This is a genomic window from Martelella sp. AMO21009 (assembly GCF_053484295.1).
In genome coordinates this window covers 82,848-108,270 of sequence record NZ_JBAKFR010000003.1, presented here as the reverse complement: position 1 = coordinate 108,270, position 25,423 = coordinate 82,848, and the positions used below count along the sequence as shown (strand labels likewise).

The 25,423-nt window shown below is 63.3% G+C and carries 22 protein-coding genes; 6 read left to right on the top strand and 16 right to left on the bottom strand.

What is annotated here, in order from left to right; translation table 11 throughout:
* Positions 1-210 precede the first annotated feature (210 nt).
* Positions 211-1,812: a hypothetical protein gene (locus tag V6766_RS04795; RefSeq protein WP_448464142.1), complete on the top strand. Its 1,602-nt coding sequence runs from the start codon at positions 211-213 to the stop codon at positions 1,810-1,812.
* Positions 1,813-2,113: 301 nt separating this feature from the next.
* Here the strand turns inward: V6766_RS04795 and V6766_RS04790 are convergent, their stop codons facing one another.
* The 7 genes from V6766_RS04790 to V6766_RS04760 all read right to left on the bottom strand — a co-directional run bounded on the left by V6766_RS04790 (position 2,114) and on the right by V6766_RS04760 (position 9,708).
* Positions 2,114-3,127, bottom strand: a complete 1,014-nt coding sequence (locus tag V6766_RS04790; RefSeq protein WP_448464140.1) for a LacI family DNA-binding transcriptional regulator — start codon at positions 3,125-3,127, stop codon at positions 2,114-2,116.
* Between the two features lie 7 nt (positions 3,128-3,134).
* A complete protein-coding gene (locus V6766_RS04785) occupies positions 3,135-3,734 on the bottom strand; it encodes a dual specificity protein phosphatase family protein (protein WP_448464138.1) in 600 nt (199 codons plus the stop codon).
* 3 nt (positions 3,735-3,737) lie between these two features.
* A complete protein-coding gene (locus tag V6766_RS04780) occupies positions 3,738-4,763 on the bottom strand; it encodes an MBL fold metallo-hydrolase (protein WP_448464136.1) in 1,026 nt (341 codons plus the stop codon).
* Entirely contained in the window at positions 4,751-6,493 is a 1,743-nt protein-coding gene (locus V6766_RS04775; protein ID WP_448464134.1) for an ABC transporter permease, read from the bottom strand. The genes V6766_RS04780 and V6766_RS04775 overlap by 13 nt, the downstream gene beginning before the upstream one ends.
* Positions 6,494-6,498: 5 nt before the next feature.
* Positions 6,499-7,473, bottom strand: coding sequence for an ABC transporter substrate-binding protein (locus tag V6766_RS04770; RefSeq protein ID WP_448464132.1), 975 nt, complete (start codon positions 7,471-7,473; stop codon positions 6,499-6,501).
* A gap of 25 nt (positions 7,474-7,498) precedes the next feature.
* The gene (locus V6766_RS04765) at positions 7,499-8,581 is read right to left on the bottom strand and encodes an ABC transporter ATP-binding protein (RefSeq protein WP_448464130.1); all 1,083 of its coding nucleotides are present in this window, start codon (positions 8,579-8,581) and stop codon (positions 7,499-7,501) included.
* Positions 8,582-8,808: 227 nt separating this feature from the next.
* Positions 8,809-9,708, bottom strand: coding sequence for a LysR family transcriptional regulator (locus V6766_RS04760; RefSeq protein WP_448464127.1), 900 nt, complete (start codon positions 9,706-9,708; stop codon positions 8,809-8,811).
* 98 nt (positions 9,709-9,806) lie between these two features.
* Between V6766_RS04760 and V6766_RS04755 the strand changes: the two genes are divergently transcribed.
* The 5 genes from V6766_RS04755 to V6766_RS04735 all read left to right on the top strand — a co-directional run bounded on the left by V6766_RS04755 (position 9,807) and on the right by V6766_RS04735 (position 15,056).
* Positions 9,807-10,784, top strand: coding sequence for a Bug family tripartite tricarboxylate transporter substrate binding protein (locus V6766_RS04755; protein WP_448464125.1), 978 nt, complete (start codon positions 9,807-9,809; stop codon positions 10,782-10,784).
* Positions 10,785-10,850: 66 nt separating this feature from the next.
* Positions 10,851-11,384, top strand: coding sequence for a tripartite tricarboxylate transporter TctB family protein (locus V6766_RS04750; RefSeq protein WP_448464123.1), 534 nt, complete (start codon positions 10,851-10,853; stop codon positions 11,382-11,384).
* Positions 11,385-11,389: 5 nt separating this feature from the next.
* Complete coding sequence (locus V6766_RS04745) at positions 11,390-12,907, top strand: tripartite tricarboxylate transporter permease (RefSeq protein WP_448464121.1); 1,518 nt, start codon at positions 11,390-11,392, stop codon at positions 12,905-12,907.
* Positions 12,904-14,334: a sulfatase family protein gene (locus V6766_RS04740; RefSeq protein WP_448464119.1), complete on the top strand. Its 1,431-nt coding sequence runs from the start codon at positions 12,904-12,906 to the stop codon at positions 14,332-14,334. The genes V6766_RS04745 and V6766_RS04740 overlap by 4 nt, the downstream gene beginning before the upstream one ends.
* Positions 14,328-15,056, top strand: a complete 729-nt coding sequence (locus tag V6766_RS04735; protein WP_448464117.1) for an SDR family NAD(P)-dependent oxidoreductase — start codon at positions 14,328-14,330, stop codon at positions 15,054-15,056. Before V6766_RS04740 ends, V6766_RS04735 begins: the two co-directional genes overlap by 7 nt.
* Positions 15,057-15,317: 261 nt before the next feature.
* On the opposite strand, the gene leuD is transcribed toward V6766_RS04735, so the two are convergent.
* The 9 genes from leuD to V6766_RS04690 all read right to left on the bottom strand — a co-directional run bounded on the left by leuD (position 15,318) and on the right by V6766_RS04690 (position 25,387).
* Positions 15,318-16,001, bottom strand: a complete 684-nt coding sequence (leuD, locus tag V6766_RS04730; RefSeq protein ID WP_448464115.1) for a 3-isopropylmalate dehydratase small subunit — start codon at positions 15,999-16,001, stop codon at positions 15,318-15,320.
* 3 nt (positions 16,002-16,004) lie between these two features.
* The gene (gene leuC, locus V6766_RS04725) at positions 16,005-17,435 is read right to left on the bottom strand and encodes a 3-isopropylmalate dehydratase large subunit (RefSeq protein ID WP_448464113.1); all 1,431 of its coding nucleotides are present in this window, start codon (positions 17,433-17,435) and stop codon (positions 16,005-16,007) included.
* 135 nt (positions 17,436-17,570) lie between these two features.
* Positions 17,571-17,708: a hypothetical protein gene (locus V6766_RS04720; protein ID WP_448464111.1), complete on the bottom strand. Its 138-nt coding sequence runs from the start codon at positions 17,706-17,708 to the stop codon at positions 17,571-17,573.
* Complete coding sequence (locus V6766_RS04715; protein WP_448464109.1) at positions 17,684-18,655, bottom strand: ABC transporter substrate-binding protein; 972 nt, start codon at positions 18,653-18,655, stop codon at positions 17,684-17,686. Before V6766_RS04715 ends, V6766_RS04720 begins: the two co-directional genes overlap by 25 nt.
* A gap of 74 nt (positions 18,656-18,729) precedes the next feature.
* A complete protein-coding gene (locus V6766_RS04710) occupies positions 18,730-19,743 on the bottom strand; it encodes a phosphoglycerate dehydrogenase (RefSeq protein ID WP_448464107.1) in 1,014 nt (337 codons plus the stop codon).
* Positions 19,740-21,884: a hydantoinase/oxoprolinase family protein gene (locus V6766_RS04705; RefSeq protein ID WP_448464105.1), complete on the bottom strand. Its 2,145-nt coding sequence runs from the start codon at positions 21,882-21,884 to the stop codon at positions 19,740-19,742. Before V6766_RS04705 ends, V6766_RS04710 begins: the two co-directional genes overlap by 4 nt.
* A complete protein-coding gene (locus tag V6766_RS04700; protein ID WP_448464103.1) occupies positions 21,881-23,539 on the bottom strand; it encodes a hydantoinase B/oxoprolinase family protein in 1,659 nt (552 codons plus the stop codon). The genes V6766_RS04705 and V6766_RS04700 overlap by 4 nt, the downstream gene beginning before the upstream one ends.
* A 127-nt stretch (positions 23,540-23,666) precedes the next feature.
* Positions 23,667-24,005 (bottom strand): DUF4387 domain-containing protein, encoded by a 339-nt coding sequence (locus V6766_RS04695; RefSeq protein WP_448464101.1) that lies wholly within the window; start codon positions 24,003-24,005, stop codon positions 23,667-23,669.
* A 2-nt stretch (positions 24,006-24,007) separates the two neighbouring features.
* Positions 24,008-25,387, bottom strand: a complete 1,380-nt coding sequence (locus V6766_RS04690; RefSeq protein WP_448464099.1) for an acyclic terpene utilization AtuA family protein — start codon at positions 25,385-25,387, stop codon at positions 24,008-24,010.
* Positions 25,388-25,423: the final 36 nt, after the last annotated feature.

Here is a 25,423-nt window from a genome sequence, read left to right as displayed (position 1 = left end):
GGCAAAGCCGCCGGCTGGAAGTGACAATGAAAGCGATGACCCTGACCAGGGGAAAGAAATATTCATATGCGGCTCAAACCGTCGCTCTCCACCCGTGCAGGCGCCCGCGCCAATGTGGCGGCGCCCGCCCTATGAATCAGGCGCAAGCGCTGTTGCCTATCGGTGTGCTGTAGCGACCTTTTTTGATCTCACGCGATTACGGAGAAAGTGATGTCTTTGGAACGTCCCAACCTGGCCCCCCGCACATCGAACGCAGTGCGACCATTGCCGCCCGAGGTGAAGTTCGACCCCGCCGCACGCCGCTTCCATGGAACGGCTCAACCCGGCAAGCTTGTGCAGATGACGAGTAGCGTAGATGCACAGACCCATACCGTTGAAGTTGATCTCGATGGGAGCTGGGCCATTGATCTCGGGTACAAGCCTCATTGGTTCACCATTTTCCGTATCTGGGCTTGCGACCCCTCCAGCGATGTCACTTCGCCAGGGGTACAGGTGACTTTCGGGGGCAAGCGGCCGAGACTCCAAGATGTTTATGCCTGCGAAAGGGTTATTTTCGGCCGATGCAACACTGCCGCGACGGAGATTGCGGCATTTGGTGCCGCCGGGCAGTTGCTCGGCAAGTCCTTTCTGATCGGCGAAGGAGGAGGCTGGTCGATTGCGTTTCCGGAGCGACTGGAACCGGGTGAAAGGATTTGCGTTGTCGCAAGGCTCTTGAGTGGCAATACCTCCCTGCCTCTTTCGGTTGAGGTGGATAAATTCTCCGTGTTGGAGCGCAATATCGCCAAGCTGGGTGGCGACGGGGCCATGCCCGGAGATGTCATTGAGATCTTTGATATCGCGCTCGGTCATTGCATTGCCGAGGCGCAGGCAGACGAAGCCGGCGCGTGGTCGATCAGCTTCGAGAGCCGTCTCGAACCGGGTTCAAGACTTCGCTTAACACGTGCTCATGCGAACGGTTCGCGGTCCGAAGGTCCTGTCGTTACCGCGATCACAGACCCTTGCCTCCCCCCAGAGATTGACGTTGTTTCGGCCAAAAGCGTTGTCGGAACAGCGCAACCTGGGCTTGATGTGCATTGCGGGCACTTCCGCCGCGGCCTGCGCTTGGCCGCATATATTGCACCTGTTTCAGATTCCGGAAGCTGGTCGATTGATGGCCTTGACATCTGGGACGGTGACAGCATCGTGGCAACGACACGCAGTCGCGATGGGACTGCGTCTTCCAGGGCCTGTGCTGCGACTACGCACGCAAGCTACGTACCCGGCTTGCCGCTCCTCTCTCACATCGATGCGCAGGGGGCTTCCGGTCTTGCCAATCCCGACGAGTTCGTTGTGGCATTTTCCGCGGTAGGCGATGTTGTCGGCTGGGCAAAGGTTTTGAAGGATGCGACCTGGTCGTTGACCTGGGCAGAACTGCCGGACAGTCTCGCAAAGACCACCATAGTCCGTTTTGCCTCCTACTCAGGTCTTGTTGGAAAGGGTGTCGGCATTTCATCGTCCTGTTTTGCTGCCCGCTTCGCCTCTCTCTCTTCATGGAAACCAGATCCACCGGTGATCGTTAGTTACAAAGATCTGGTCGTTAGTGGTACCGAGACGACGCCGGACACAAAGGTTAAGGTGGTTGACGACACACAGTTCAAAAATGGTGTGGGTTCTCCCGCAACGGTTAACGACGGCAATTGGTCTACCTCAGCGGATCCGGACTCTCCCCCAAATTTTGGCGACGCGCTTTATGCCTATGCCAGTAGCACAGCACCAACGACGTTCGGGATCACCTCTGAAAACTCCACCCTTTTCTATGTCACTCAAACGTAAATTCGCGATGCAGGTCCTGATCCTTCCATGCCAGAGCCTGTCACCAGACTGAAAGTCTTTTGATGCCGCTCCATTTCGAGAGCGGCATTTCATTCATTGGCACAATGATCACCCCAGCCAACTTGATCTCCAATCTATTGAAGTCAAAGTAAGTTTCATCTGTGTCCCTGCGCTGTTCCTCAATCTGAAACCCGCGACTAGGCTGTGCCGCCTTTGCCTTGGCGGACACCAGCTGGACTCGAAATAGAGTGAGGGATCAAAGTCCGTGTTTGGCAAGTTGACGGCCTTTCAAACGGATACTCTAGGTCGCTGAGCTTGCGGGACGTACCGATTGACGTTCGACCAGGGTGACGGGAAGGAAATGGTGAGAGCTGGGCGCATTTGCCGGGCCGGTGATGGCTTTCAGCGTGGCCTTTGTCAGCGAGGACAGCGACTGGCTGACGGTGGTGAGCTGGTGCGAGGACCAGTCGGAGATCGGCGCGTCGTCGAAGCCGATCACCGAGACATCTTCTGGAACGGACAGGCCGAGTTCGTGGCGCGCGGTGTTCATCACGCCGAGCGCGATTTCGTCGGTCACGCCGAAAATTCCGTCGATGCCCGGCTTGGCGAGAAGCCCGCGGGCGGCCTCGACGCCGGTTTCGTAAGTGTTGCGCCCCCGGCTCCACTGGGTGACCGGCACGAGATGTTTCTCCATCACGGCGATGAACGCTTCCGCGCGTGCCAATTTGGCCGACGTGCGCGAACCGGACAGGACAACGGCCACGTTCCTGCAGCCGGCCGCGATCAGCCGCCGCGCGGCCAGCGCGCCGCCGGCGGCCGAATCCGCCTCGATCTGGTCGACAAGGCCGATCTTCTCCGGCAGCGGCCGGTTGATGAGAACGAGGCGCGTGCCATTGGCCGCCGCCAGCCGCATCAGCGTATCCGGCACGGCCCCGGACAGAAGGACGACCGTGCGGACCCGGTATTCAAGCAGCTTTGCGACGGCATTTTCCATATCGTTCTGCTGCCCCGCCAGATTGAGCAGCATGCATTGCAGACCGTTTTCGTAAAGCGCTGCCGTCAGCGCATCGACCTGGGCGGAAATATAGGGGTTGGAGAGGTTTGCGCCGACAAGGCCGACAAGATCCGAGCGTTCCTTGTGCAGCGTACGGGCAAGGAGATTGACGCGGTAACCAAGCTCTTCGGCCGCCTTCATCACCCGGGCGCGGGTCTTGGGCGCGACGCTCGCGCCCTCCGTGAACGTGCGCGAGACAGCGGAGCGTGAGACGCCGGCGAGACGGGCGACATCGCCCGCGGAGATGAATTTCTCGGCCATGCGCCACCTATATCGCGTGTTCCGCGCCCAGCAGGCTGCCCCGCCTGACCTCTTCGGCAAGGGCGAGCATCGGCGGCAGCGGGTAGCTGTCGCTCAGACCGCGCAAGGTTCGAAGATGCGCAAGAGCGCTCTCGAAGCTGGCGAACCGGTCACGGGCGAAAGTGGAAAGCCACAGCGCGATCAGCGCGACCGAACGCGAGCGTCCGCCGCGGCAATGCACCAGGATATTGCCCTTGCGATGGCTTGGATAATGCGGTTTCGAGGGCACATAGCCGCGCATCAGGCCTTCGATCGTCAATACGCCCGCCGCCAGAAGATGCGGATCGTTGCCGGCGCCGTCGATCATCCCGATCTGGTAGCGGCGGATATGGGTGCCGTCCGGAAGCAGCAGCGGACCGGGAAACATGTTGATCGAGACGTTGAGGGTTTCCGTGATCCCCGCCGCGAGAAGACAGTCGGCGTCTTCGGCGGCCGCAAGATTGCCGAGAAACAGCGCCTTTGCATGCGGGCCGACGCCCTCAATGACGGAGAAGAGAAGCGGAAGCCCGTCCTCGCGTTCCTCTCCCTCGGGCACGTGATCTGGAACGCCGAGGCGCTTTTCTGTCATGGTCTAGATCTCCGTCTCGCGTTCCAGTCTCAGGCGTTCGCCGAGGGCTCGCGCAAGTTCAGGGGCGGTCGTCATGTCGACAAAGGCTGGCAGAACCTGCTTCGACCCGCAATGATCGGCAAGTGCAAGAACATCGTCCCGTCGCGGATGGACGTTCCAGGGAAGCCAGACGGCCGCGTTGCGCTCAATGAGAGCACGCGCCGGCGTGCCGTTTGGAACATGGCTCGAAAATATCAGGCGAAAATCCTCCCTTTGCAAAAGTGCAGCCGAAAGACCGGCCTCAGCGTTGGATTCCGTCGCGACGATCACCTGGTCAGGCTCCGCGCTTTCGCCGTCCACGACGGGGAACGTCTCGCCGGTCGCGGCCTCGACTTCCCTGCCGATGGCCGCGCAGACATGGACGTCATGTCCGCGTGAGGCCATTGCGAGCACCATGTCGGTGCCCCGTCCGGCACCCGGACAGCAGAGCACCGCGCCGCCTTCGGCGTAGTCGGAAATGGCCGCGATCTGGTCGTCGAGATTTTCCGCACGGTCGCCATAGGAGGCGTCGACCACAACGGTCGCTGCCGGCGGGGGATGGTCGAACGCCATGCAGTGCGATTCAAGGCTAATGTCGCCGGTGTAGAGGAGGCCGCCTGCTGCCGTCTCCATATGAAACCAGACGCCGCCGGGCGCGTGGCCGCAGCGTCCGGTGGTCAGCCTAAGGCCACAGGCCTCGAAAGAACCCTGTTCGGGAATAGCCCGGGCAAGCTCCGCGGGTATGCGGCCCTGCAGGAAATCCAGTGTCCTGTCCGTTGCGAAGACGCGAGGGTTGCCGACCGCATCGAGGTGTTCGATCGACGCGGCATGGTCCTGATGGGCATGGCTGAGGAAGATCGCATCGACGGCGCCGATGGCGTCGATATCGGGGTGCTCGTCCTTTTCGAGGCCATCGCCGAAGTCGAACAGGACGCGCGTGCCGGCCGCCTCGACGAGGAAGATGGCCGCGCTCTTGCGGTTCAACCCGCTGATCACGGTCAGTCGTGCCACGGCAGTACTCCCTGCGGAAGCCTTCTTGCGAAGGTGAGGCTGAAGAGCATCAGCGCGAGGATGACGATGACCATCAGGCAGCCGACGGCGGCGGCCAGCGTCGACGACCCGGCTTCCTCCAGGAAGATGATCATCGGGCCGATGGTCTGCGCGCGCGAGGAGACCAGCAGGACGGAGGTCTGGATCTCGTTGATGGCGGTCATGAACACCAGGATGGCAGAGGCTGCCGCCGCAGGCGCCAGCACCGGCAGGATGATATCCTTCAGCCTGCGGAAGATGCCCGCGCCAACCACCTGCGCGGCCTCGTCGAGCGACCGCTCGATCTGAGCGAACCCGCCGAGGATCGGCTGCAGCGCCAGCGCGAGAAAATTCGAGAGATAGGCTGCAAGAATGACCCAGATCGTTCCGTAGAGACTTGTGCCCAGGACGGGCAGGGGCTTCAGGAAGAACAGGATCATCGCCACCCCGATGATGATACCGGGAAGCGCATAGGCAAGCTGTGAGGAGAGATAGAGCAGGCGCGGGGTGACGCCCTTTCGCCAGCTCAGGAAATAGCCGAGCGCGACCGAAGCGGGTATCAGGATGGCGACCGCAAGCCCCGTCAGCCAGAGGCTCGTGAAGAAGGCCTCGCGAATGCCCTCGTGATGGAGGATCGCATTGGAGAAATTCTCGAAGGTCAGCGTTTCCAGCGTGAGCGGCTGCCCGTATCCGCGCACCAGAGCCGAAGCGGCCAGCGCCGAAAGCGGCAGCACCAGCGCAATGAGAAGATAGCCCCACGCCAGCGCGGTGACGGGAAGGCGGAATCCGGCGAGCGGAAACTTGAACGGTTTGGACGCGCCATCGACGCGCTGGTCGCCCATGCGGCTGAGAAAGCCGGCAATAGCCATGCCGAGAATGGTAAGAACCGCGAGCAGCAGCGCCAGAAGCGCCATGTCGTTCAACGCCGAGGGACCATAGGAATTGAGCTGCCGGTAGATTAGCGTGATCAGCGTTGGCACGCGGGCGGGAATGCCGAGCATGGCCTGAATGCCGAAATTGCCGATCGACGACACGAAGGCAAGCGCCGCGCCCGCGAAAATGCCGCCGCGGATCAACGGCAGGATCACGCCGATTGTGGCGCTCAGCGGCGTCGCGCCCACCGCGCGGGCCGCTTCCACCAGATCGGCGGGCACGCGGCGCAGATTGGCCCGGACGGCCAGAAACACCAGAGGCGCGTTGTAGAGGCCGAGCAGCAGGACGATGCCGCCGGCCGAATAAAGCGGATGCCGCATGCCGGGTTGAAGGGCAATGCCGAGAAGGTTCATGACCGGGCTTGCCGGCGAGAAGGCTTGTATCCAGGCGAGCGCAATGACCTGCGGCGGGATCATTAGCGGTAGAACGAAGCCGAACACCCACGCGGTTCGCCCGCGCATGTCGCTCGCGCCGACAAGAAGCGCTGCGATTGTTCCGGCGAGCGTGGCAAGCGCGGTGGCTGAAAGCGAAATCCAGATCGTGTTGACCGTCGCCTCGAACACGCGACGGCCGCCGAGAACATCGGCGATGCGGCCAAGCTCGAATCCGGCACTTGTTACAAACGCCGCGTAGACAAGCCGCCCAAGCGGCAGGATCGACAGGACGCCGACAAACAGCGCCAGCGCCAGCATCAGCGCCCGCTCGTTCTTCAAAAGCCCGGAAAGGGTGGAGAGAGTCCATGAAGGACGCCCTCCGGCGGCTGTGGTCGATAGCGACATTGCGATTACAGACCGAAGATCTCGGCGAACTGCTCGCGCACCGCGTCGTTGTTCGTCACGGCCTCGTCGACGTCGTAGCCGATCAGCTTCATCGAGGAGAGGTCGGGATAGCCCTCAGGTGCTGCGACGCCCGGCAGAAGCGGGATGTTGCCCTGGGCGGATACCAGTTCCTGGCCTTCCTTCGAAAGCAGGAAATCGACGAATTTCTTGGCGGCTTCCTCATGATCGGTCGTGCTCATGATGGCGACCGGCTCGCCGATGAAGGACACGCCTTCCTTGGGGGCGATGTAGTCGACGGGCGAACCGTCGGCCTTGGCGCGCAGCGTGTTGGCGTCGACGATGATGGCGTATTTGGCCATGCCGGAGGCGACAGCCTTGGTTGCCGGACCGTTGCCGCCCTCGGGCACGATGTCGAGATCGTTCAGGCCCTCATAGAAGGCCCAGCCGATTTCCGGCGTGTTGATCAGGGCGTGCAGGTGGTTCAGCGCCGCACCCGAATAAAGCGGGCTCGGAACGGCGATCATGCCGCGATTGTCTTCGACCAGAAGGTCGTTCCAGCTTTCGACCGGCTCGGCGATCTCGGTATTGTAGGCAATGCCCGTGGTGATCGCCTTGGTGCCGAAGAAAGTCATGTCCTTGTCGTAGGCAGCCTTGTCATAGCCGTCGACGGGCGCTTCCGGATAGGCCATCAGATGGCCTTCGGCCTTCAGCGTGCCGAGATTGATCGGGTCGGCGACGAGCAGGACGTCGGGCTGGATATTGCCGGCTTCGATTTCGGCGCGCATCACGTTCATCAGGGCCGAGGTGCCGTTGCGGGTCCAGTTGACTTTGATGTCCGGATTGGCGGCCTCGAAGGCGTCGACGGTCTGCTGGGCCTGTTCCGGCGGCTGGCTGGTGTAAAGCGTGATGGTTTCCTCGGCATGGGCCGCCGTGAAGGCAAGCGTGCTGAGGGTCGCAAGGGCAAGCGTGGAGAGTTTCATCGGGGATATCCTCGATTGTTGGTGCTCAGTGGGAGGCTTCTGCTGCTTTCGGGTCCGGCAGGACCCAGCCGTCGGCAAGCGTGACGGCCACGCGCTGCCCGGCTTCGATGCGTGCCGGGGCAGGGACGTTCATGAAAAAGGTTCGCTCATCCGGGCCGAGCGAAAGCTCGACCCGCACAATGTCGCCGCGATAGGTGATGCGGCGGATGGTGGCGCCAAGGCCGCCTGTGTCTGTCAGCTTCAGGTCGCCCGGGTGAAAGGCAATGCGCGCCTCGTTGCGGGGCAGGGCCGAAGGGTGGTTGCGCACCCGCACCTGCTCGCCGAAGAAGCGGGCGAAACCATAGCCGCTGCGATCGGGCACAAAATCCGTAATCGGCGCGATCTGGCCCTCGCCGATAAAGGTCGCGACCATGTCATTTGCCGGCTGGCTGTAGAGTTCGGAGGGGCTGGCGAACTGGCTGATCTTGCCCCCGTCCATCACGGCGACGCGGTCGGCCAGCGCGAGCGCCTCGGACTGATCATGCGTGATGTAGAACATCGTCGCGCCCGAGGCCTTGTGGAAGCGGGCAAATTCTTCCTCCATCTCGCCGCGCAGATGGACATCGAGATTGGCGAGCGGTTCATCGAGAAGGACGAGGCCGGCATCCATCGCCAGGCAGCGGGCGAGCGCCGTGCGCTGCCGCTGGCCGCCCGAAAGTTCGGCTGGCCGTCGATCCGCAAACGCGCTCAGTCCGACCGTCTCGAGAACGCGAGCCGTGCGCGCCTCGCGCTCGGCGCGGCCAAGCCCCTTGACCTTGAGACCATAGGCGACATTGCCGGAGACCGTCATATGCGGCCACAAAGCATAGCTTTGAAACACGACGCCGATGCCGCGTTCTTCCGGGGCGACGTGCCGGCCATGGCCTGAAAGAAGCGCGTCCCCAACCCGGATCGCGCCGTGGTCGATCTGTTCGAAGCCGGCAAGGGCGCGCAGCAGCGTGGTCTTGCCGCAGCCGGAGGGGCCGAGGACGGCGACGAACTCCCCCGAACGGATCGAAAGCGAAATCCCACGCAACACGCTCGTCTTGCCGAAAGACTTGTCGACGGTCTCGATTTCGATCGCGCTCATAGGGTCTTGTCCCGCGCTGACGGTCGCAGTCGGAAGACCCCTTCTGAAACCGGTGGAATGGCGTTTTGCAATGCTTTGCAATCTTCGCCGCCATCAATGCACCGATCGTGTGACAGTTCTGTTTCAGTGTGTTTTCGGTTTTGTGAAAATTGGCTTTTGAGAGCGCAACGTCCGAACGTGGAGGCAGGCCCGATGCTCTGCGGCGATGCCTTCTCCGTTGGCTCTGGCTAAAACTCCCCCTCCTGCAGCGTTAGGGTGCGCAAATGCTCGAGCATTTTTTCGGCAGCCGGGCTGAGCCAGTCGTTGCGCAGGCGCTGGATGCCTGTGGTCCGTTTGGGGAGTGACCGGGAAAGCGGCAGTTCGGTCAAGCCGGGATGACCCCGCAGGATGGGCGTGACGGCGAAGGTGAGGGCGTCGGACTGTTCCAGATAGGTGGTGATGAAACCGTTCGAGGTCGAGCGAATGCGGGCGACCGGCGGGGTGAGGCCCTCGGTTTGAAACAGCCCGTCGAGCCGCTTCTGGGCGTTGACGGCCTTGTCGGGCATGATCCATGGAAACGCGAGCAAATCCGGAAGCTCCAGCGTTCCCGCCTGCTCCAGCGGGTGCCCGCGGCGCGCGACCACGGCGTAACGCGCGGAAGCTAGCGGTTCCGAATGGAGATCGGAAAACTCCGGGTCGTCGGTCAACTCGGTGAGGATGAAAGCGACCTGTCCGCGCCGGACCAGTTCGGCAAGCTGGCGCTCGAAACCGCCGATCACACTGATTGAGACGCCGGGCAGGTCCCGCGTGGTCAGGTTGATCGCGCGCGGCAGCAGGCCCGTCAGCCAGATCGGGCCAGAGCCCACGGAAAGCTCCGTCTCCTCATGTTCCTGCAAATGCCGTATTTCGTGCTGGGCGTCTTCGAGTTGCCGGAAAATGACTTGCGCCCTGCGCACCATCACCCGCCCGAATACGGTGAGCCGCATGGCCTTGGGAAGCCGCACGAAAAGCTGCGCTCCCACTTCGTCTTCAAGCGCCGCAAGGCCGCGGCTCAGTGCCGGCTGGGTCATGTTCAACTGCTCGGCCGAGCGGGTCATCGACCCCGTTTCGGCTATGGAAAGAAGATAGCGGAGGTTTTGCAGGTTCATAATTCTGATTACCAAAATGCATGACGAATGCGTTGTTAATTATTTGCATTAATGAAACCCTCTCTTTAGCCTTTGTCAAATCCAAGGGAGGAGAAATGATGAATTACAAATCACTGGCCCGCTTTGCGGGCGTCGCTCTTTCGTTTGCCGCTTTCGCCGGTGCAGCCGCGGCACAGGACTTTCCGACGCGCCCGATCACGCTGATCGAGCCCTGGGAGGCCGGCACGTCCGGCGACATAACGGCGCGCATTGTTGCCGAATTTGCTTCCCAGAAGCTGGGGCAGCCGATCGCGGTGCAGAACATCGCCGGCGGCGGCGGCGCCAAGGCGATGCTTGCGCTTGCCGAGGCCGATCCCGACGGCTACACCATTGGCAATTCATGGGTCGCCACCCAGATCATGGTGCCCACGTTCGAGCCGCGTATCGGTTTCGATCCGATGGGCTTCGATCCGATCGGACTGATGTGGGTGAACCCCTTCACATTGACGGTGGCCGCCGATCACCCCGCAAACAACGTTGATGAATTCGTGGAGTGGGCAAAGGCCCAGGACGGTGTCCTCAGGGTTGGCGTCTGCCCGGCGGTCAGCCTGCCGCATGTGGTGATGCGGCGGTTCCTCGAAGTGGCCGAGATCACCCAGTATCAGCCGATCCCGGCGGATGGTTGCGAAACCTCGAATATTCAGGGCCTGTTCGACGGCTCGCTCGACTTCACCACCGGCTCGCTCGGTGCGGTGAAAATCTATGGCGACAAGATCAAGTCGCTGGCGATCTTCACCGAAGAGCGTTCACCGATCGAACCCGGGATTCCGACGGCAAAGGAGCAGGGCTACGATCTTGACTGGGGTGCTGCGACTGCCGGCTGGTCGGGACTGGTCGCGCCCGAGGGCACGGATCCGGAACACTTGAAGAAGCTTCAGGACGTGTTCCGTGAGGTCATCAACTCCGAGCCCTTCAAGAAGAAGATGTTCGAAGGCGGATTCACCGTCCAGTACATGGAACCGGACGCGTTTCAGGACCTCTGGCAGGTTTCGCTCGACCGTCTGGCGCCGGCTCTGGAAAACCTGAAGAAAAATTGAGCGTTTCGCGCCGCCTCGCAATATTGGCCGGCGGCGCGATTTCCTTTCTGACCTGAGGTTCTCCCGATGTCCAACGACGAAACCTTTCAGGCTCCGCAACGGGAAACGGCAACCCGGTCGCAAGACCTTGCCGCCATCGTCGTGGGAGCAGGATCCTTCATTCTCGGCCTCTGGATGGTTCTGGATATCGCGGCGATGGAGGATAATCCCATCGCATCGCTGTCGGGCGGCATCGATGCCAAGCAGTACCCGACATGGCTGGGCGTGGGCCTGATGGTCCTGGCGGTCGCCGTTATCATCCGCCCTGCGGTGCGGCTGATTTCCGTACACGACCGGCCCAATGAAGCCTTGCCGTGGGGACGCATTATCGGCGTCGTCGCGGCGCTGTTTCTCTATCTTTTGGCGTTTCCGCGGTTTGGCTATATCGCATCGACCACGCTTTTCGGCGCCGCGCTGATGGTTGCCGGCGGCGCGCGCCGCCCGCTTTCGATCATCGGCTTTCCGGTGGCGTTCTCGCTGGCCCTTTACTGGCTGGTGCGGATCGTTTTCGACATTCACCTGCCCTTCGGGCGGTTTCTCACCGCGCTGACCGGAGGCTGAGGGACATGGATACCCTGCTTTCCGCGCTGGACCTCGCCGGCGTCATGTCGCTTCTTCTGGCCATCATCGTCGGCATCGGCGTGGGCATCATCTTCGGCGTCCTGCCGGGCATGGGGCCATTGCTGGGCATCGCGCTTGCGATCCCGTTCACCTTCTACATGGACCCGGTCCCTTCGATCGCCCTGCTGATGGGCATCTATCAGGGCGGTAATTTCGGCGGCGCGGTCACCGCGATCATGATCGGCGTTCCGGGCACGCCGATGGCCGCGGCGACGCTGCTGGACGGCTTTCCCATGGCGCGCAACGGCCGCGTTTCCGACGCGCTGGTGCTTGCCACGCTGTCGTCTTTCGCGGGCGCTGTTGTCAGCGCGGTCCTGTTGATCCTGCTGTCGCCCTATCTTGCCGCCGCCGCGGCCAATTTCGGGCCGATGGAGACGATGCTGCTGGCGGCGCTCGGCCTGTCGACCGTTGCCTCGCTGACCGGAAAATCGCTTCCGCGGGGTCTGCTGGCGGCAGCGCTCGGGCTCTCGGCGGCGGCGATCGGTACCGACCCGATCCTCGGCCTGCCGCGCATGACGATGGGCCTCTCTGGTCTTGATGGCGGGTTCAACCTCGTTGCTCTCCTGATGGGGCTGTTCGCGGTCTCCGAGCTTCTGACCCAGGTGGCCTCAGGCGAACACCTGAAGGCAGACCGTGTACGCCTTCAGTTGCGCAACGGCGTCCTCGGAAACTTTCTCGGACGCTGGACGAACTGGCTCCGCTCCAGCGCGCTCGGCATCTTCATCGGCGCCATTCCCGGCATTGGCGGCGATGCCTCCGCCTATATCGCCTACCGCGTTTCGCGCGATTTCTCCGATGAACCGGAGAAATTCGGGGAGGGCGCGGATGATGGCGTCGTGGCCTCGGAATCCGCCAACAGCGCCACGACCGGCGGAGCGCTTCTGCCGATGCTGGCGATCGGCATTCCGGGCGATCCCGTCGTGGCGGCGCTCATGGGCGGATTCCTGATCCAGGGGCTCACTCCGGGCCCACAACTCTTCCAGCAGCATCCGGAGATCGTCTACGGCGTTCTGGCGGCCTTTCTGCTCGGGGCATTGCTGCTGCTCCCGATCGCGCTGGTCATGCTGCGCGCCCTGATCCGCACGCTGGCCGTGCCCAAACCCTATCTCGTCGCCGCCGTCGGCATGTTCAGCGTGCTCGGCGTGTTCATGGTGCAGCGCTACATGTTCGACCTCTGGGTGTTCTTCGCCTTCGGTCTGATCGGCTACGCGCTTCGACTGGCGGCGATCCCGCTCGCGCCGCTGATCATCGGCTACGTGCTTGGCTCGACCTTCGAGGAGGAACTGAGGATGACATCGCTGGTCACCGGCGGCGACTGGGTCGGGTTCTTCCTGAACCGGCCGGCCTCGCAGATCATTCTGGCGCTTCTGGCTCTCGTCCTTTTCACGCCGATCATGCAGGCGCTGCTGCGCCGCCGTGCACGGCGCAAACCTTCCACTTCGACCCGTGAGACCCATTCATGACCGATACCCGTCCCAATATCGTCTTCGTCATCACCGACCAGCAAAGGCACGACACGATCCGCGCCATGGGCTTTCCCTACATGGATACGCCCAATCTCGACGCGCTGGTGGAAGAGGGGACGGCGTTTTCGAACATGTATGTGACCTCGCCATGCTGCGCGCCTTCGCGCGCAAGCCTGTTCACCGGGCTCTATCCGCACAATTCGGGCGTGCTGCGCAATGACGAGGTCTGGCCCTCGACCTGGGTCAGCGACCTGGCGGCGGCCGGCTATCACTGCTGCAATGTCGGAAAGATGCATACCCATCCCTTCGAGGCACCGTTCGGTTTCCATGAACGCCATGTCGTCGAGAACAAGGACCGGGCCCATCCGAACCTGCCCTTCTTCCTCGATAACTGGGACAAGGCGCTGATGGCGCGCGGCGTCGAAAAACCCGACCGCCGCACCTATCGCCGACGGCAGGACTATGCGACCGCGCTCGGCGCATTTTCGTGGGAGCTCGACCGGGACCTGCATCCGGATGTCTTCACCGGCCGGCTCGCCTGCTGCTGGCTGAAGGAGTGGAATGGGACGAAACCGTTCTTCCTTCAGGTCGGCCTGCCCGGACCGCACCCGCCTTACGACCCCGCGCCGGAGGATCTGGAGCCCTATCTCGATCGCGACCTGCCGGCGCCGATTCCCTCGGACATAGAGGCGCAGCCGAAGGCGCTGCAGGAACTGCAGGCAAACCATATCCGCGACGATCACGATGCCGTGCGCCATCTTGCGCATCCGACAGAGGAGCAGACCAGGCGGCAGCGTGCCCATTATTACGCCAATGTCTCGATGATCGACGGCATCATGGGGGAGATCAGGGCGGCGCTCGATGAACGCGGCGTGGCCGACAACACGATCATCATCTTCACCTCTGACCACGGCGATTGTCTCAACGACCACGGTCACAGCCAGAAATGGACGATGTACGAACATTCCGTGCGCGTTCCGGCGATCATCCATGATCCCCGCCATCCCGGCGGAGCCCGCGTCGACGATCTCGTCTCGCTCATGGATCTCGGGCCGACCGTGCTGGAATTTGCGGGCCTTGTTCCTCCTTCATGGATGGAGGGCCTATCGCTCGCGCCCTACATCCGGGGTGAAACCGGGGCGCCGCTGAGGACCGAGGTCTTCGCCGAACTGGCGCGCGACATGATCCAGAGCAACGCCGCGTTCTTCACCATGATCCGGACCGGGCCGTGGAAGCTGGTGCACATTTCCGGAACGACGGAAGGGCAGCTCTTCAACCTCAAGAACGACCCGGACGAATGCGCCAATCTCTGGGATGACGCGAACCATGCCGACACGCGCAGGGAACTGACCGCGCGGCTTCTGGAATGGCGCATTGAAAGCGGCCTCGCCGCCCAGGGTTGGCTCGGAAGGGTGGCATGCTGATGTCGGCGCACTGGGATTTTTCGGTTGATGGCAAGCGCGTTCTGATCACGGGCGGCTTGGGCGGCATCGGCTCGGCGCTCGCGGCGGGTTTTGTTCGCCATGGCGCGGAGGTCATCGTCACCGGCCGCGCGCCTGATCGCGTACCGCCCAAGGGCTGCCGCTACGAAGCCGTGGACCTCACGAACGATGCCGATGTGGACCGGCTTGCCGAACGAACCGGCGCGATCGATGCGCTGATCCACTGCGCCGGACAGATCGAGCGCGAGCGCGAAATGCAGCCCGATGGCTTCAACGCGGTGCTCGACGTTCATCTGACCGGCGCGCTGCGGCTTGCCAATGCCTATCGCGCGGGACTTGCCGCGCGCGGCGGTGCGATCATCAATATTGCCTCGATGTTTTCCTATTACGGCGCGCCGCATATACCGGCCTATGCTGCGGCCAAGGCCGGCGTGGTGTCGCTGACGAAATCGCTGGCGCTTTCGTTTGCGGAGGATGGTATCCGGGTCAACGCGATCGCGCCCGGCTGGATCCGCACGCCGATGACAGAGCGCGGCCGGGCCGACCCGGAGATCCGCCAGAAAGTCCTGACCCGATTGCCGAAGGGCGGCGACTGGGCCGATCCGGACGAACTCTGCGGTACGGCCGTGTTTCTGGCATCGTCGGCGTCGCGCATGATCACCGGCGTCACGATCCCCGTCGATGGCGGCTATACCGCTGCATAGGCAGGATGAAACGAGTGAGGAGGATCCGATGGCCGGACATGTTCTCACTACCGGCGCGGCGGCGGCATCGGTTCCGCCGCGGCGCGCATGCCCCATTGCGATGGTGGCTTCCGGCGTTTCCTGACGACCGATGCAACGTAGCGTCGGTGGGTGCCCGAGCGACTGCCGACGAACCAGGACCGGAGGTCCGTGCTGACGGGTCGAGGCGGAGGTGGCCGCTGGAGCGCCGTGCATCCATTCGGACGCACAAAGCACGATGCGCTAGTCTCGCGGTCGAGAGCGGACCTTCGACGCGGCACTGATAGAGACGGGATTTCGACCGGGTGGGTCTCCAGCGCTCGGGTGGTGCTCGACGAGCCAGGGGCGTTCCGCGAAATAGCGTGTCTCGAAGGCGTCGAGATCGTTCAGAATGGCTTCGGTGCGGCCGATGGCATCCTCCCCGGCGAGCATGGCGGCTTTTCGCTCGGCGCCGATCCCGAACGATATCACGCGATCCGCCAGCGCGATCGTCTGGCGTTCAAGGTCGATCGTTATCTCGCATGCGGATTGCGAGGCAACCTCATGAAGGCGATCGACGTCATCGGGATTGCAGGCGATGAGCAGCAGGCCGTTATTGTCGGCGTTATCGGCGAATATCCCGCCGAAGGTGGTTCCGATGATCGCGCGGATGCCGAACTGCATGAGGCCCCATACCGCATGCTCGCGCGAGGACCCGCAGCCGAAATTAGGACCCGTCGCCAGGAATTTCGGCGATGCGGTTGCAGCACGGTTGAGGGCGAAATCGGGATAGGTTTCGGGCGATGACCTGAGATCGTAAAACACGCCGCGCGCAAGCCCCTTGCGGTCGATGCCCTTGAGAAACTGCTTCGGCATGATAACGTCGGTGTCAACGTTCGACAGCGGAATCGAGGCGATCACGCCGGTTTCGACCTTGAATGGCTGCATGTCTCAGGCTTCTTTCGGCAGAAAATCGCGAACATTGGCGAGGCGGCCGGCGATGGCGGCGGCGGCGACCATCGCCGGGCTCATCAGGTGGGTGCGCCCCCCGGCGCCCTGGCGGCCGCGGAAGTTGCGGTTGGTGCTCGACGCGCATCGCTCACCGGGGGCGAGAACGTCGTCATTCATCGCAAGGCACATCGAGCAGCCAGACTCCCGCCACTCGAAGCCGGCGTCGACAAACACGCGGTCAAGTCCCTCGGCCTCGGCCTGGCGTCGGACCGTGCTGCTTCCAGGCGAAACCATGGCGCGCACATGGGACGCGACCTTGCGTCCGCGGAGGATGCGCGCCGCCTCACGCAGATCGCTCAGCCGCGCATTGGTGCATGAGCCGATGAAGGCGCGGTCGATGCGGATCTGCGACAGGGGCATTCCCGGCGTCAGGCCCATGTAGTCGATCGCCGCCCGGGCGTCGCCGCGCCGGTGTTCCGGCAGGTCGGCGGGGTCGGGCACCGCGTCGCCGATGACGGAGGCCTGGTCGGGGCTGATGCCCCAGCTTACCATCGGTTCGATCCGGGCCGTCTCCACCGTGATTTCGGCGTCGAAGCGGGCGTCGGGATCGGATGCGAGTGCCAACCATGCGACGCGCCCCGCCGCGAGCGCCTCGCCGCGGGGCGCGCGCGGCCGACCGGCAACATGCCGGAACACCTTGTCGTCGGGCTCGATGAGGGCGACCCGCGCGCCGCATTCGACAGCCATGTTGCACATCGTCATGCGCGCCTCGACCTCAAGCGCAGTTATGGCCGGGCCGGTCATCTCGAGCGCGTGTCCGACGGCGCCATCCGCGCCGATTTGCCGGATCAGCGCCATGATCATGTCCTTGGACGTCAGCCCCGGCGCGAGCGGACCCTCGAAATTTACCCGCATGTTCTTCAGCCGCCTGTATTTGAGGGTCTGCGTCGCAAGCAGATGTTCGATATCGGACGTTCCAATGCCGAAGCCGACTGCTCCGAACGCCCCGTATGTCGTGGTGTGGCTGTCGCCGGCGGCGATCACCATGCCGGGCAGCACCCAGCCGAGTTCGGGAAGGACGACATGCTCGATCCCCTGGCGCGGATCGAAAATGTCGAAAATCTCGATGCCGAATTCCCTGCCGTTTGAGATGAAGTAGTCGATCTGGCGACGAGCTTCCTCGTCTTCGGCGGGCCTTCGGCGGGCAGGATCCGTCGAATTCACGTGATCGACGACGCCCAGCGCCGAGCGTGGACGCCGCACCGGTCGCCCCGCCTCGCGCAGGCCGCTGAAGGCCTGCGGGGAGGTGTATTCGTTGAGCACCGTGCGATCGATATACAGGAGCATTTCTTCCTGCTCGCCGCCGGCGGCATCCAGCGTCTGGATGCGATGGCTGTCGATTATCTTGTCGTATAGCGTTCGCGCTGCCACTGTGCAGGCTCCCTTGGAAACTGATTTCCGCCAGAATGGCCTTTTGCGGGCGGCGGATGCCAATGCCGTATTCGCATCAAATGTTGCCGCCCGCGCGCGTGGCGCCGGTCTCGTCGGTCTGATCTGTGCCCGCTGCTATTGCCGCCGGAACGTCTTGACCCAGCGTTCGATGAGTTGGTCCGTGCCGGCCAGCGCCTCGGGCTTGTAGGACATGAAGAAGAGGTTCTCCTCGCCGACGATGTCGCGGATCATCGGCAGCGTATAGAACGGCACTTCCTCAGGCGAGATATCCTCGCGATAGGGCGTGAAGCCGCCTTGGCGAACGCAATCTGGCCGGGGCGCGAGAGGATGAAGTCGAGCAGCAGCCTAGCGCTGTTCGGGCTGGACGCGGCCTTGGTGATGGCGATGCTCTGCAGGGAAAGCGGCGTGCCATCCTTGGGAAAGGCGTAATCGAGCGTCGCCTTGCCGCCCGGCGCCTCAAGCTGGGAAATGCCGAGCCCGGACGTGAACACGATCGACAGGTATTCGCCCGTCGATGTCTTTTCCCGCATCGTTCCGGCACCGCGCTCGGGCAGGGTCATCGGGCCGATGACCTCGAAAAGCGTCCAGTCATTGTTCTTGTGGTTCAGCCAGTTGCGCATGATCGCGAGGCCGTAGGGGTTCACCTCCGCGTCGTACATGGTGATCTTGTCGCGCCATTTGTCCGGATCCGCCTTGACCATCTCGGCAAGTTCGGCGAGCGACTGTGGACCCGGATTGACGAGGGCGCGGTTCCACACGATCGGCATCGGAACCGCGGAAACCGTGTAGAGGCCGTCGAACGGCACGGACCATTCAGGCAGGTTGGGCAGCTCCGGCGATGCATAGGGCTCCGCGTATCCGTCTTCCACGAACTGCACCCAGTGTTCGGGAGCGACTGTGGTGATGATGTCGGCAGTCCGAACCCCCTGCTTGGCTTCAAGGCGGTATTTCTCCCACATTTCGGCGTCGAAATTGGCCGTTTCGACCTTGATCCAAGGATAGGTTTCGCCGAATGCCGTGATCAGCGGCTCCCAGTAGGATGCGGGGAAGTTGGAATAGACCAGCACGCCCTTCTCGTCCTTCGACGCCGCGATCGTCTGGGCGTAGTCGGCGGGATAGCCTTCGGGCACCGTTTGCGCCTTCGCGGCGATTGTGCACGCAGCGAGCAGCGTCGCAGCGATCATCATTCGCATGTTCATGGTTTTCTCCTCCATTTTACGTCGCAACTCCATTGACGCGACGTTATCTTCCGACCGGCGCGATGCCACGCATCTCAGCCAGGTGCAGATGTCCTGCCATCCGCCACCACGCAGTCGCGGTTGAGCGGCCCGCCGCTGAGCACCGCGACGACGCATTCAGCCGCAACCCGATTGGTGCGGATCAGACCCTCTTTCGTGGAAGCGCCGGCATGCGGGGTCGCGACCACGTTCGGCAGTCGCAGCAGTGCCTCCGTCACCGGCTGGTAGGCCGCGTCGCCTTCGCTGACGAAAGTGTCGAGCGCCGCGCCGAAAAGGTGGCCGCGCTGGAGCGCCTCAAGCAGGGCGCGGTCGTCGACCAGCCCTCCGCGGGCGGCATTCACGAGGATCGCGTCCTCCTTCATGGCGGCCAGGGCATTGGCATCGATCAGGAATCGCGTGGCTTCGGTGAGGGGCGCGTGCAGGCTGACATAATCGCTTTCCCGCAGAAGACGATCGAGGGTGCAGTATTCGACGCCGCTCGCCGCGGCATAGGCCGGGTTCTGCGTCCGGGTGGCGACCAGGATGCGTGCCTCGAACCCCCGCAGGCGCTGAACGAGGCTCTTGCCGATCCGGCCCAAGCCGACGATGCCGACGGTCTTGCGATAAAGGTCGCGGCCGGAGAGGATCTTCCAATTGCCATCGATCATATTGGCCTGCGATTGGCGGAACCTGTGTCCCACGGCCAGCATCATAGCAAGGGTGTGGTCAGCGACGGAGGCATCATTGCCGCCCGCGGCAATGCAGACGACCTTCCCGAGTTCTTCGGCCGCCTGGTAATCCACCCGTTCGTAGCCGACGCCGCGCCGCGAGATAATCTTCAGATCGGGCAGCGCCTCCATCAGCGCCCTGGTGACCAGGGCGTGTCCGACGATCCAGCCATCCGCGCCGGCCAGCAAGGCGGCCAGCGCGTCATGATCCATGTTGCGGTCGGCCGAGCCGGGCGGCAATTCCGCCTGGATAACCTCGCAGCCGGCGTCCTCCAGATACTGCCTTGTATCGTCATCGAAGAAATTCTGGGTCACCACGACCCGGTGTGGTTTCCCGTTCATGCGCGCAGTTCCTCCGCGGCCCTGTTTACGGCTGAAGGCGAGCCCGCCGATGGGTCGTCGTCGGGGTATCGCAGCGTGACCACCAGATTGTAGAGATGGTCGACGGCGAGACTGGAATCCGGGCCGGCCGTGAATGTCGTCTCGCGCTCCTCGAACACCGCCGGACCTTCGATGATCTGCCCCGGCTTCAGCGCGTAGCGGTCGTAGACGGGTGTTCTTGTCGCCCCGTGGACCGGGAAGATCACGTCGCGCGGCATGCGCTCGGCCGGGGTTTCGACCACCGAATAGGCGAGGCTTATGTCGCGCGCCGGCAGGAAGGCCGCCAGCCGCCAGTTCACCGCCTCGACGGGAATGCCCCTGGCGGTTCGCCCGAAGGTTTCGAGATAGGTTTCCTCGAAGGCGCGGTGAATCGCGTCGAGATGCTCCGGCCCGAGCGGTCCGGCGGGAATGGGGACGGTGATCTCGAAACCCTGGCCGAGATAGCGCATGTCGACGCTCCATTCGAAGCGGATTGCGTCCTCCCCGACGGCCATGCCCCCGAGCGTCTGCTCGGCCTTGTTCCGCATCTCGTCATAGAGCCGATTGACCAGATCCCAGTCGACGCGAAGAAGCGGGGTCAGATAACCGCGCGCGTCGTCGGTGGCGGGCGGCGCGACGAGAAAGCCGAATGCCGAGATCACGCCGGCGCCCATCGGCACGATCAATGTGCGCAGCCGCAGCAGCCGCGCGAGGCCGAAGGCGTGGACCGGGCCGGCGCCGCCGAAGGCGATCATGGCGTAATCGCGCGGATCCTTGCCCTTTTCGGCAAGATGCATGCGCGTCGCGCCCGCCATGTTCTCGTTGACGATGCTCTGAATGCCCTGGGCCACGAGGTCCGCGGGCATGTTCAGCGGTTGGCCGAGCAGCGCGTCTGCGGCGTTCTTCACGTCCTCGAGCTTCAACGTCATCTCGCCGCCGAGGAAGTAGGCGGGATTGAGGTAACCGAGCAGGAGGTCCGCATCGGTCACGGTAGGCTGGGTGCCGCCTCTGCCGTAGGCGACCGGCCCCGGAACCGATCCGGCGCTGCGTGGGCCGACCTTCATCAGGCCGAGATTGTCGATCGAGGCGATTGAGCCGCCGCCCGATCCGATTTCGATCATATCGATCACGGTGACCTTGAGAGGCAATCCCGAGCCGGGCTTGAAACGGTCGATCCGACCGGGTTCGAAATCGTGCTTGACGTGAGGATGGCCGTTCTCGATCAGGCACATCTTCGCGGTCGTGCCGCCCATGTCGAACGAGATCACGTGCGGCGCGTCGAGCTTGCGCGCGAGATAGGCGACGCCCATCGCGCCGGCGGCGGGGCCGGACTCGATGAGCCTCACGGGAAAGTCCTTCGCATCCTCGGCCGAAATCAGCCCGCCGGCTGACAGCATGATCGACAGAGGTCCGCGAAAGCCCAATCCGCGAAGATCGTCCGAGAGCCTGTTGAGATAGCCGTGCACGCGCGGCTGGACATAGGCGTTGACGCAGGCCGTGTTGGTCCGCTCGTATTCGCGAATGACCGGCGCGACCTCGGAGGAGATGGTGACATAGAGGCCGGGATACCGCTCGACCGCGATATCGCGCGCGCGGCGCTCGTGATCCGGGCAGCGATAGGAATTCATAAACGAGATGGCGAGCGATTCGATTTTCTCGTCGCGAACGAGATGGTCCAGTTCCGTGACGAAACCGGTCTCGTCGAACGCGATCAACTCGGCTCCGTCCGCCGTTATCCTGCCGGCCACGCCTCGCCGAAGATTGCGCGGCACGATCTCGGGCGCCGGCCGCTGCCGCAGATCATCGACGTCGAAACGCGTCTCGCGCCGCATTTCGAGGATGTCGGTCAGGCCATGGGTGGCGATCAGGCCCACCTTCGCGCCGGTCCGCTCGAGTACGGTATTGGTGATGAGGGTGGTGCCGTGGATGATAGAGTGGATCTGCTCCGGCTTCGTGTTCGTCTCGTCGAGCAGCCGCAGTATTCCCTCGATGATCGCCTGGCTCGGCTGGTCGGGAGTCGTGGGCCGCTTGCCGGTCCGGGTGATCCCGCGTTCTTCGTCGTGCAGAACGAAATCGGTGAACGTTCCCCCGATATCGACGCCAATTCGTGTAGTCGGTTTCATACCCCGTCTTCCTTGATGTACAGTCCATAGGCGCTCTGGGCGGCGTGTCTGGTTATCTTGCCTTCCGTGAGATCGCGCTCGACCGCGCCGCGCTCCCGTGTAAGTGGATCGCCGTATCCGCCGCCGCCCGCGAAATGCAGCGCAAGGCATGATCCGGGAGCAAGCGTGCTGCGCGATTTTAGCGAGATTGGCTTTTCGCCGTCGATTATCGCTGCCGCTGGCGCGCCGGGGCCGCCGCCCAGCAGACCGAGCGGGGGGTGTCGTTCGCGGTCGCCGACGATGATGACCTGACACGGATAGGGCGAGTTGTTCCGGACCTCGCAAACCTGACCCAGACCGCCCCGGAAACGGCCGATGCCGCCGGAGTCGGGACGCAACATCTTGCGGGTGAAGACCAGGGGCGAGATCGCCTCGATCGCCTCGATGCTGCCCGCTCCCGAGTTCGTCGGAAAGGCGGTGGTCGACAGGCCGTCCATCTCTGCCGATGCGCCCATTCCGGCGCTGGCGAACAGCATGACGCCGAAATCGCGGCCGTCGGCGTGTTTTCCGTAGAAACGCACGCGAAGAGAGGGCGCCCCGCCGCTGTCGGCGACCACCCGCTCCGGCAGCACGGGAGCAAGGGCCTGATAGATCGCGCAGCTCAGCAGATGGCCGGTCAGATGACGCGCCGCCACGGCAGCCGGAAAACGCGCGTTGACGATCGCTCCCTCCGGGGCGGTCACCGTGATCGGCCGATAGGAGCCTTCGTTCCTGCGGGTGTGCGGGTCCAGCAGGCATTTGAGCGGGTAGATCGAATAGGCGATGGTGTAGTTCAGCGTGCAGTTGATGGCGCGCGCGATCTGCGGCGAAGTGCCGGCATAGTCGATGGTCATGTCGTCGCCGGCCACCGTGATCGCGCAGCGGATGACCGTCTCCTGGTCCTCGTATCCGTCCACTTCGACGGTCGAGGCGTACACGCCGTCCGGGATATCCTGGATCGCCGCGCGCATGGCGGCCTCCGACATTGCGTTGATCTCGCGTGACAGCGCGGCGAAATCGGCGAGACCGGTGTTGCTCAGGAAGTCTGCCGCTCCGCGCGCGCCGATCCGGTTGGCGCCCACCTGGGCGTCGAGATCGCCGAGAACGAGATCCGGGAAACGGACATTTGCCGAGATGATATCGAAAACCGCCTCGTTGCGCCTGCCGTTGCGGTAAAGATGGACCGGGGGAAGGCGCAGGCCCTCCTCGTAGATTTCCTTGTTCGACGAACCGATCGTGCCTCCGATATCGGGCGTGTGGGCGGCGCTGGCGGCGAAGCCGACAAGCCTGCCTTGGTGGAACACGGGCATGATCACGGAAATGTCGGGCAGGTGACCCGTGCCGATCCAGGGGTCGTTGGTGATGATCACGTCCTCGGGCCGCCAGGCGTCCGGCGGGTATGACTTGAGAAGGTGCCTGGCGGTGCGGCCGAGGAGGCCGGCGAATGTCGGCACGCCGCCGCTGCATTCGACCAGCGTTTCGCCGCGGGCATTGAGCAGGCAGGTCACGTAGTCATTTGACTCGCGAATGATCGTCGAGAACGCCGTGCGAAGCAGCGTGCTCGCCGCTTCGTCGGCCACGGCCACCAATCGGCTCCAGTAGACCTCGAGGGTTATCGGGTCATATTTCGATCGCATTTCCACTCCCATTCGGGCGACTTGCCCGACCTATTGTTAGGTATCGCCCCACACGCGAGCCAATTCGAAATTTGCATTCTTTGATGCGCTGCGGCCGTGATGGTCCGCCCCTCCGGGACGGCTGCGCCTATGCCGTTTCGGCCGCGGCGGGGCCGTTGGCGCGCACGTTCAGATCAAGCAGGCGGACATAAGATTGACCGCTGTGCATGTCGCGCTCCAGCGTCCCGCCCTGCGGGGTCTGCCGCGGATAGGAGATCTTGACCATTGACAAGTTCGGCACCTCGAAGCGCTTCACCAACTCGGACGGCACGCCGTAGATCGCGCCGATGCTTTCGGGTGAGAGAACGGCTGCGTTGCGGTGCGCCTCGAAGGCTTCCTGATTGTTGAAGAAGATGTCCACAGTCACCCAGAACGGGCCGGCGTTCTTGGAGCGCACATAGCGCGTGACGTCTTTTAGCCGGGTCATGTTCACGCCTCCTCTGGGCTTCTGACGGTTACATATTCGGTGCGGACGCATTCCATCGGGTCCCCGACCGCCATCACATGGTTGAGTTTGAATTCATAAACCTGCCCCCGTTCGATTTCGGCGGGAGAGAAGGGAAAGGCATAGCTCGGGAGCGGAATGCCGCGCCGGAGAGGAAAGTGGAAGAACTGCGGGTTCAGCGCCTTGGCGATGCGTGTCGCCAGGTCCTGGGTGGGCGCCGTCACCACCATCATCAGGCCGACCTCGCTCGGGACGTACCCGTCCCTGGGCAGTCCCGAAACCGCGTTGTACCCATAGGGTCTGAAGGAAAGGTCATAGTCGACGAGGTCCGGAAACGTGGTGCGGACGATCTCGTTCAGCCTGGTCGTCATGGACTCCAGGAAGAAATCGAATTCCTTGAGGACCGAAGGATCCTCGATGCCGATGATCATCAGTGTCTGGAAGGGGCCGACCGATGCGCCTTCCAGCTTCATCGTGTAAGGCATCGGTTCGCAGCGCGAACCCGTAACGCGGACCGTGGTTTCATCCGTCTGGCTGTAGGCTGCGTCCGTCACGTCGAGCACGCGGCCCGGCTCGTAAAGGCGGAACGGATCGCTGTTCTCGTAGAGCATGTGGGCTGATATGGTCTGCGGCGTCACCGTGTTCTCCGGCGCGAGGGGCCGGACATCGAAGTAGTCATCTCCGACCGTGATCAGCACGCCGCCGTCACGCGGATTGACCGTGCAGAGGCCGCCGCATTCCGCTGTCTTGGCCGCGTGCCATGCCGCTCCCGCTCCAGCGCCGAGCATGAGCGGTGTAGCGGCGATCACCGCAGTGTCCGTGGTGCGGCCGCCAAGAATGATGTCGGCGCCTTCCTTTATCGCGGCGATGTAGGGCTCGGGCCCCATCAGGGCGACGATATGCGCACATTCGCGGACTGTTTTCGGATCCAGCGGCTCCGTCGGCGACAGCGGCGTGATTTGCCCCCGGTCGATCTTGTCGAGGATTACCGATTGGGACTGCTCGCTGTAGAGCAGCGCAATCTTCGGGGCGACGCCCATTTCCCGGGCAATGTCGATTACGATATCCCGTGTCCAGTCGACGCCGATATCCGTTCCGCTGGTGCCGCAGGTGCCGATGAGGATCGGAACGCCCGCGGGCGTCGCCGCCTCCATCATGGCCTTGATATCCCGGCGGACGGCGTCACGGCTCATTTTCGACACGCCCGTTGCCAGACATGACGGGCCGCTGTCGGTGGACCCCGCATCCACTGCGACCGCAACGGCGCCTTGCCGGATCCCCCATTCGACCTGCTCCCGGCGTATGCCGGCGCCAAGCACGCCGGCCGGCACGACGACCGATACCGTCTTTTCGTTGCTGGACATTCGAACTCCCTGTTTTCTTTCGATTGTTTCCACGGC

What these genes read in the sequence shown, in the direction of transcription:
- V6766_RS04715 (WP_448464109.1), bottom strand. Translation starts at nt 18,655, where the DNA reads ATGAACATGCGAATGATGATCGCTGCGACGCTGCTCGCTGCGTGCACA.
- V6766_RS04765 (WP_448464130.1), bottom strand. Translation starts at nt 8,581, where the DNA reads ATGAGCGCGATCGAAATCGAGACCGTCGACAAGTCTTTCGGCAAGACG.
- V6766_RS04745 (WP_448464121.1), top strand. Translation starts at nt 11,390, where the DNA reads ATGGATACCCTGCTTTCCGCGCTGGACCTCGCCGGCGTCATGTCGCTT.
- V6766_RS04785 (WP_448464138.1), bottom strand. Translation starts at nt 3,734, where the DNA reads ATGACAGAAAAGCGCCTCGGCGTTCCAGATCACGTGCCCGAGGGAGAG.
- V6766_RS04755 (WP_448464125.1), top strand. Translation starts at nt 9,807, where the DNA reads ATGAATTACAAATCACTGGCCCGCTTTGCGGGCGTCGCTCTTTCGTTT.
- V6766_RS04710 (WP_448464107.1), bottom strand. Translation starts at nt 19,743, where the DNA reads ATGAACGGGAAACCACACCGGGTCGTGGTGACCCAGAATTTCTTCGAT.
- V6766_RS04750 (WP_448464123.1), top strand. Translation starts at nt 10,851, where the DNA reads ATGTCCAACGACGAAACCTTTCAGGCTCCGCAACGGGAAACGGCAACC.
- V6766_RS04795 (WP_448464142.1), top strand. Translation starts at nt 211, where the DNA reads ATGTCTTTGGAACGTCCCAACCTGGCCCCCCGCACATCGAACGCAGTG.
- leuD (WP_448464115.1), bottom strand. Translation starts at nt 16,001, where the DNA reads ATGCAGCCATTCAAGGTCGAAACCGGCGTGATCGCCTCGATTCCGCTG.
- V6766_RS04760 (WP_448464127.1), bottom strand. Translation starts at nt 9,708, where the DNA reads ATGAACCTGCAAAACCTCCGCTATCTTCTTTCCATAGCCGAAACGGGG.
- V6766_RS04705 (WP_448464105.1), bottom strand. Translation starts at nt 21,884, where the DNA reads ATGAAACCGACTACACGAATTGGCGTCGATATCGGGGGAACGTTCACC.
- V6766_RS04770 (WP_448464132.1), bottom strand. Translation starts at nt 7,473, where the DNA reads ATGAAACTCTCCACGCTTGCCCTTGCGACCCTCAGCACGCTTGCCTTC.
- V6766_RS04740 (WP_448464119.1), top strand. Translation starts at nt 12,904, where the DNA reads ATGACCGATACCCGTCCCAATATCGTCTTCGTCATCACCGACCAGCAA.
- V6766_RS04700 (WP_448464103.1), bottom strand. Translation starts at nt 23,539, where the DNA reads ATGCGATCGAAATATGACCCGATAACCCTCGAGGTCTACTGGAGCCGA.
- V6766_RS04690 (WP_448464099.1), bottom strand. Translation starts at nt 25,387, where the DNA reads ATGTCCAGCAACGAAAAGACGGTATCGGTCGTCGTGCCGGCCGGCGTG.
- V6766_RS04735 (WP_448464117.1), top strand. Translation starts at nt 14,328, where the DNA reads ATGCTGATGTCGGCGCACTGGGATTTTTCGGTTGATGGCAAGCGCGTT.
- V6766_RS04790 (WP_448464140.1), bottom strand. Translation starts at nt 3,127, where the DNA reads ATGGCCGAGAAATTCATCTCCGCGGGCGATGTCGCCCGTCTCGCCGGC.
- V6766_RS04775 (WP_448464134.1), bottom strand. Translation starts at nt 6,493, where the DNA reads ATGTCGCTATCGACCACAGCCGCCGGAGGGCGTCCTTCATGGACTCTC.
- V6766_RS04695 (WP_448464101.1), bottom strand. Translation starts at nt 24,005, where the DNA reads ATGACCCGGCTAAAAGACGTCACGCGCTATGTGCGCTCCAAGAACGCC.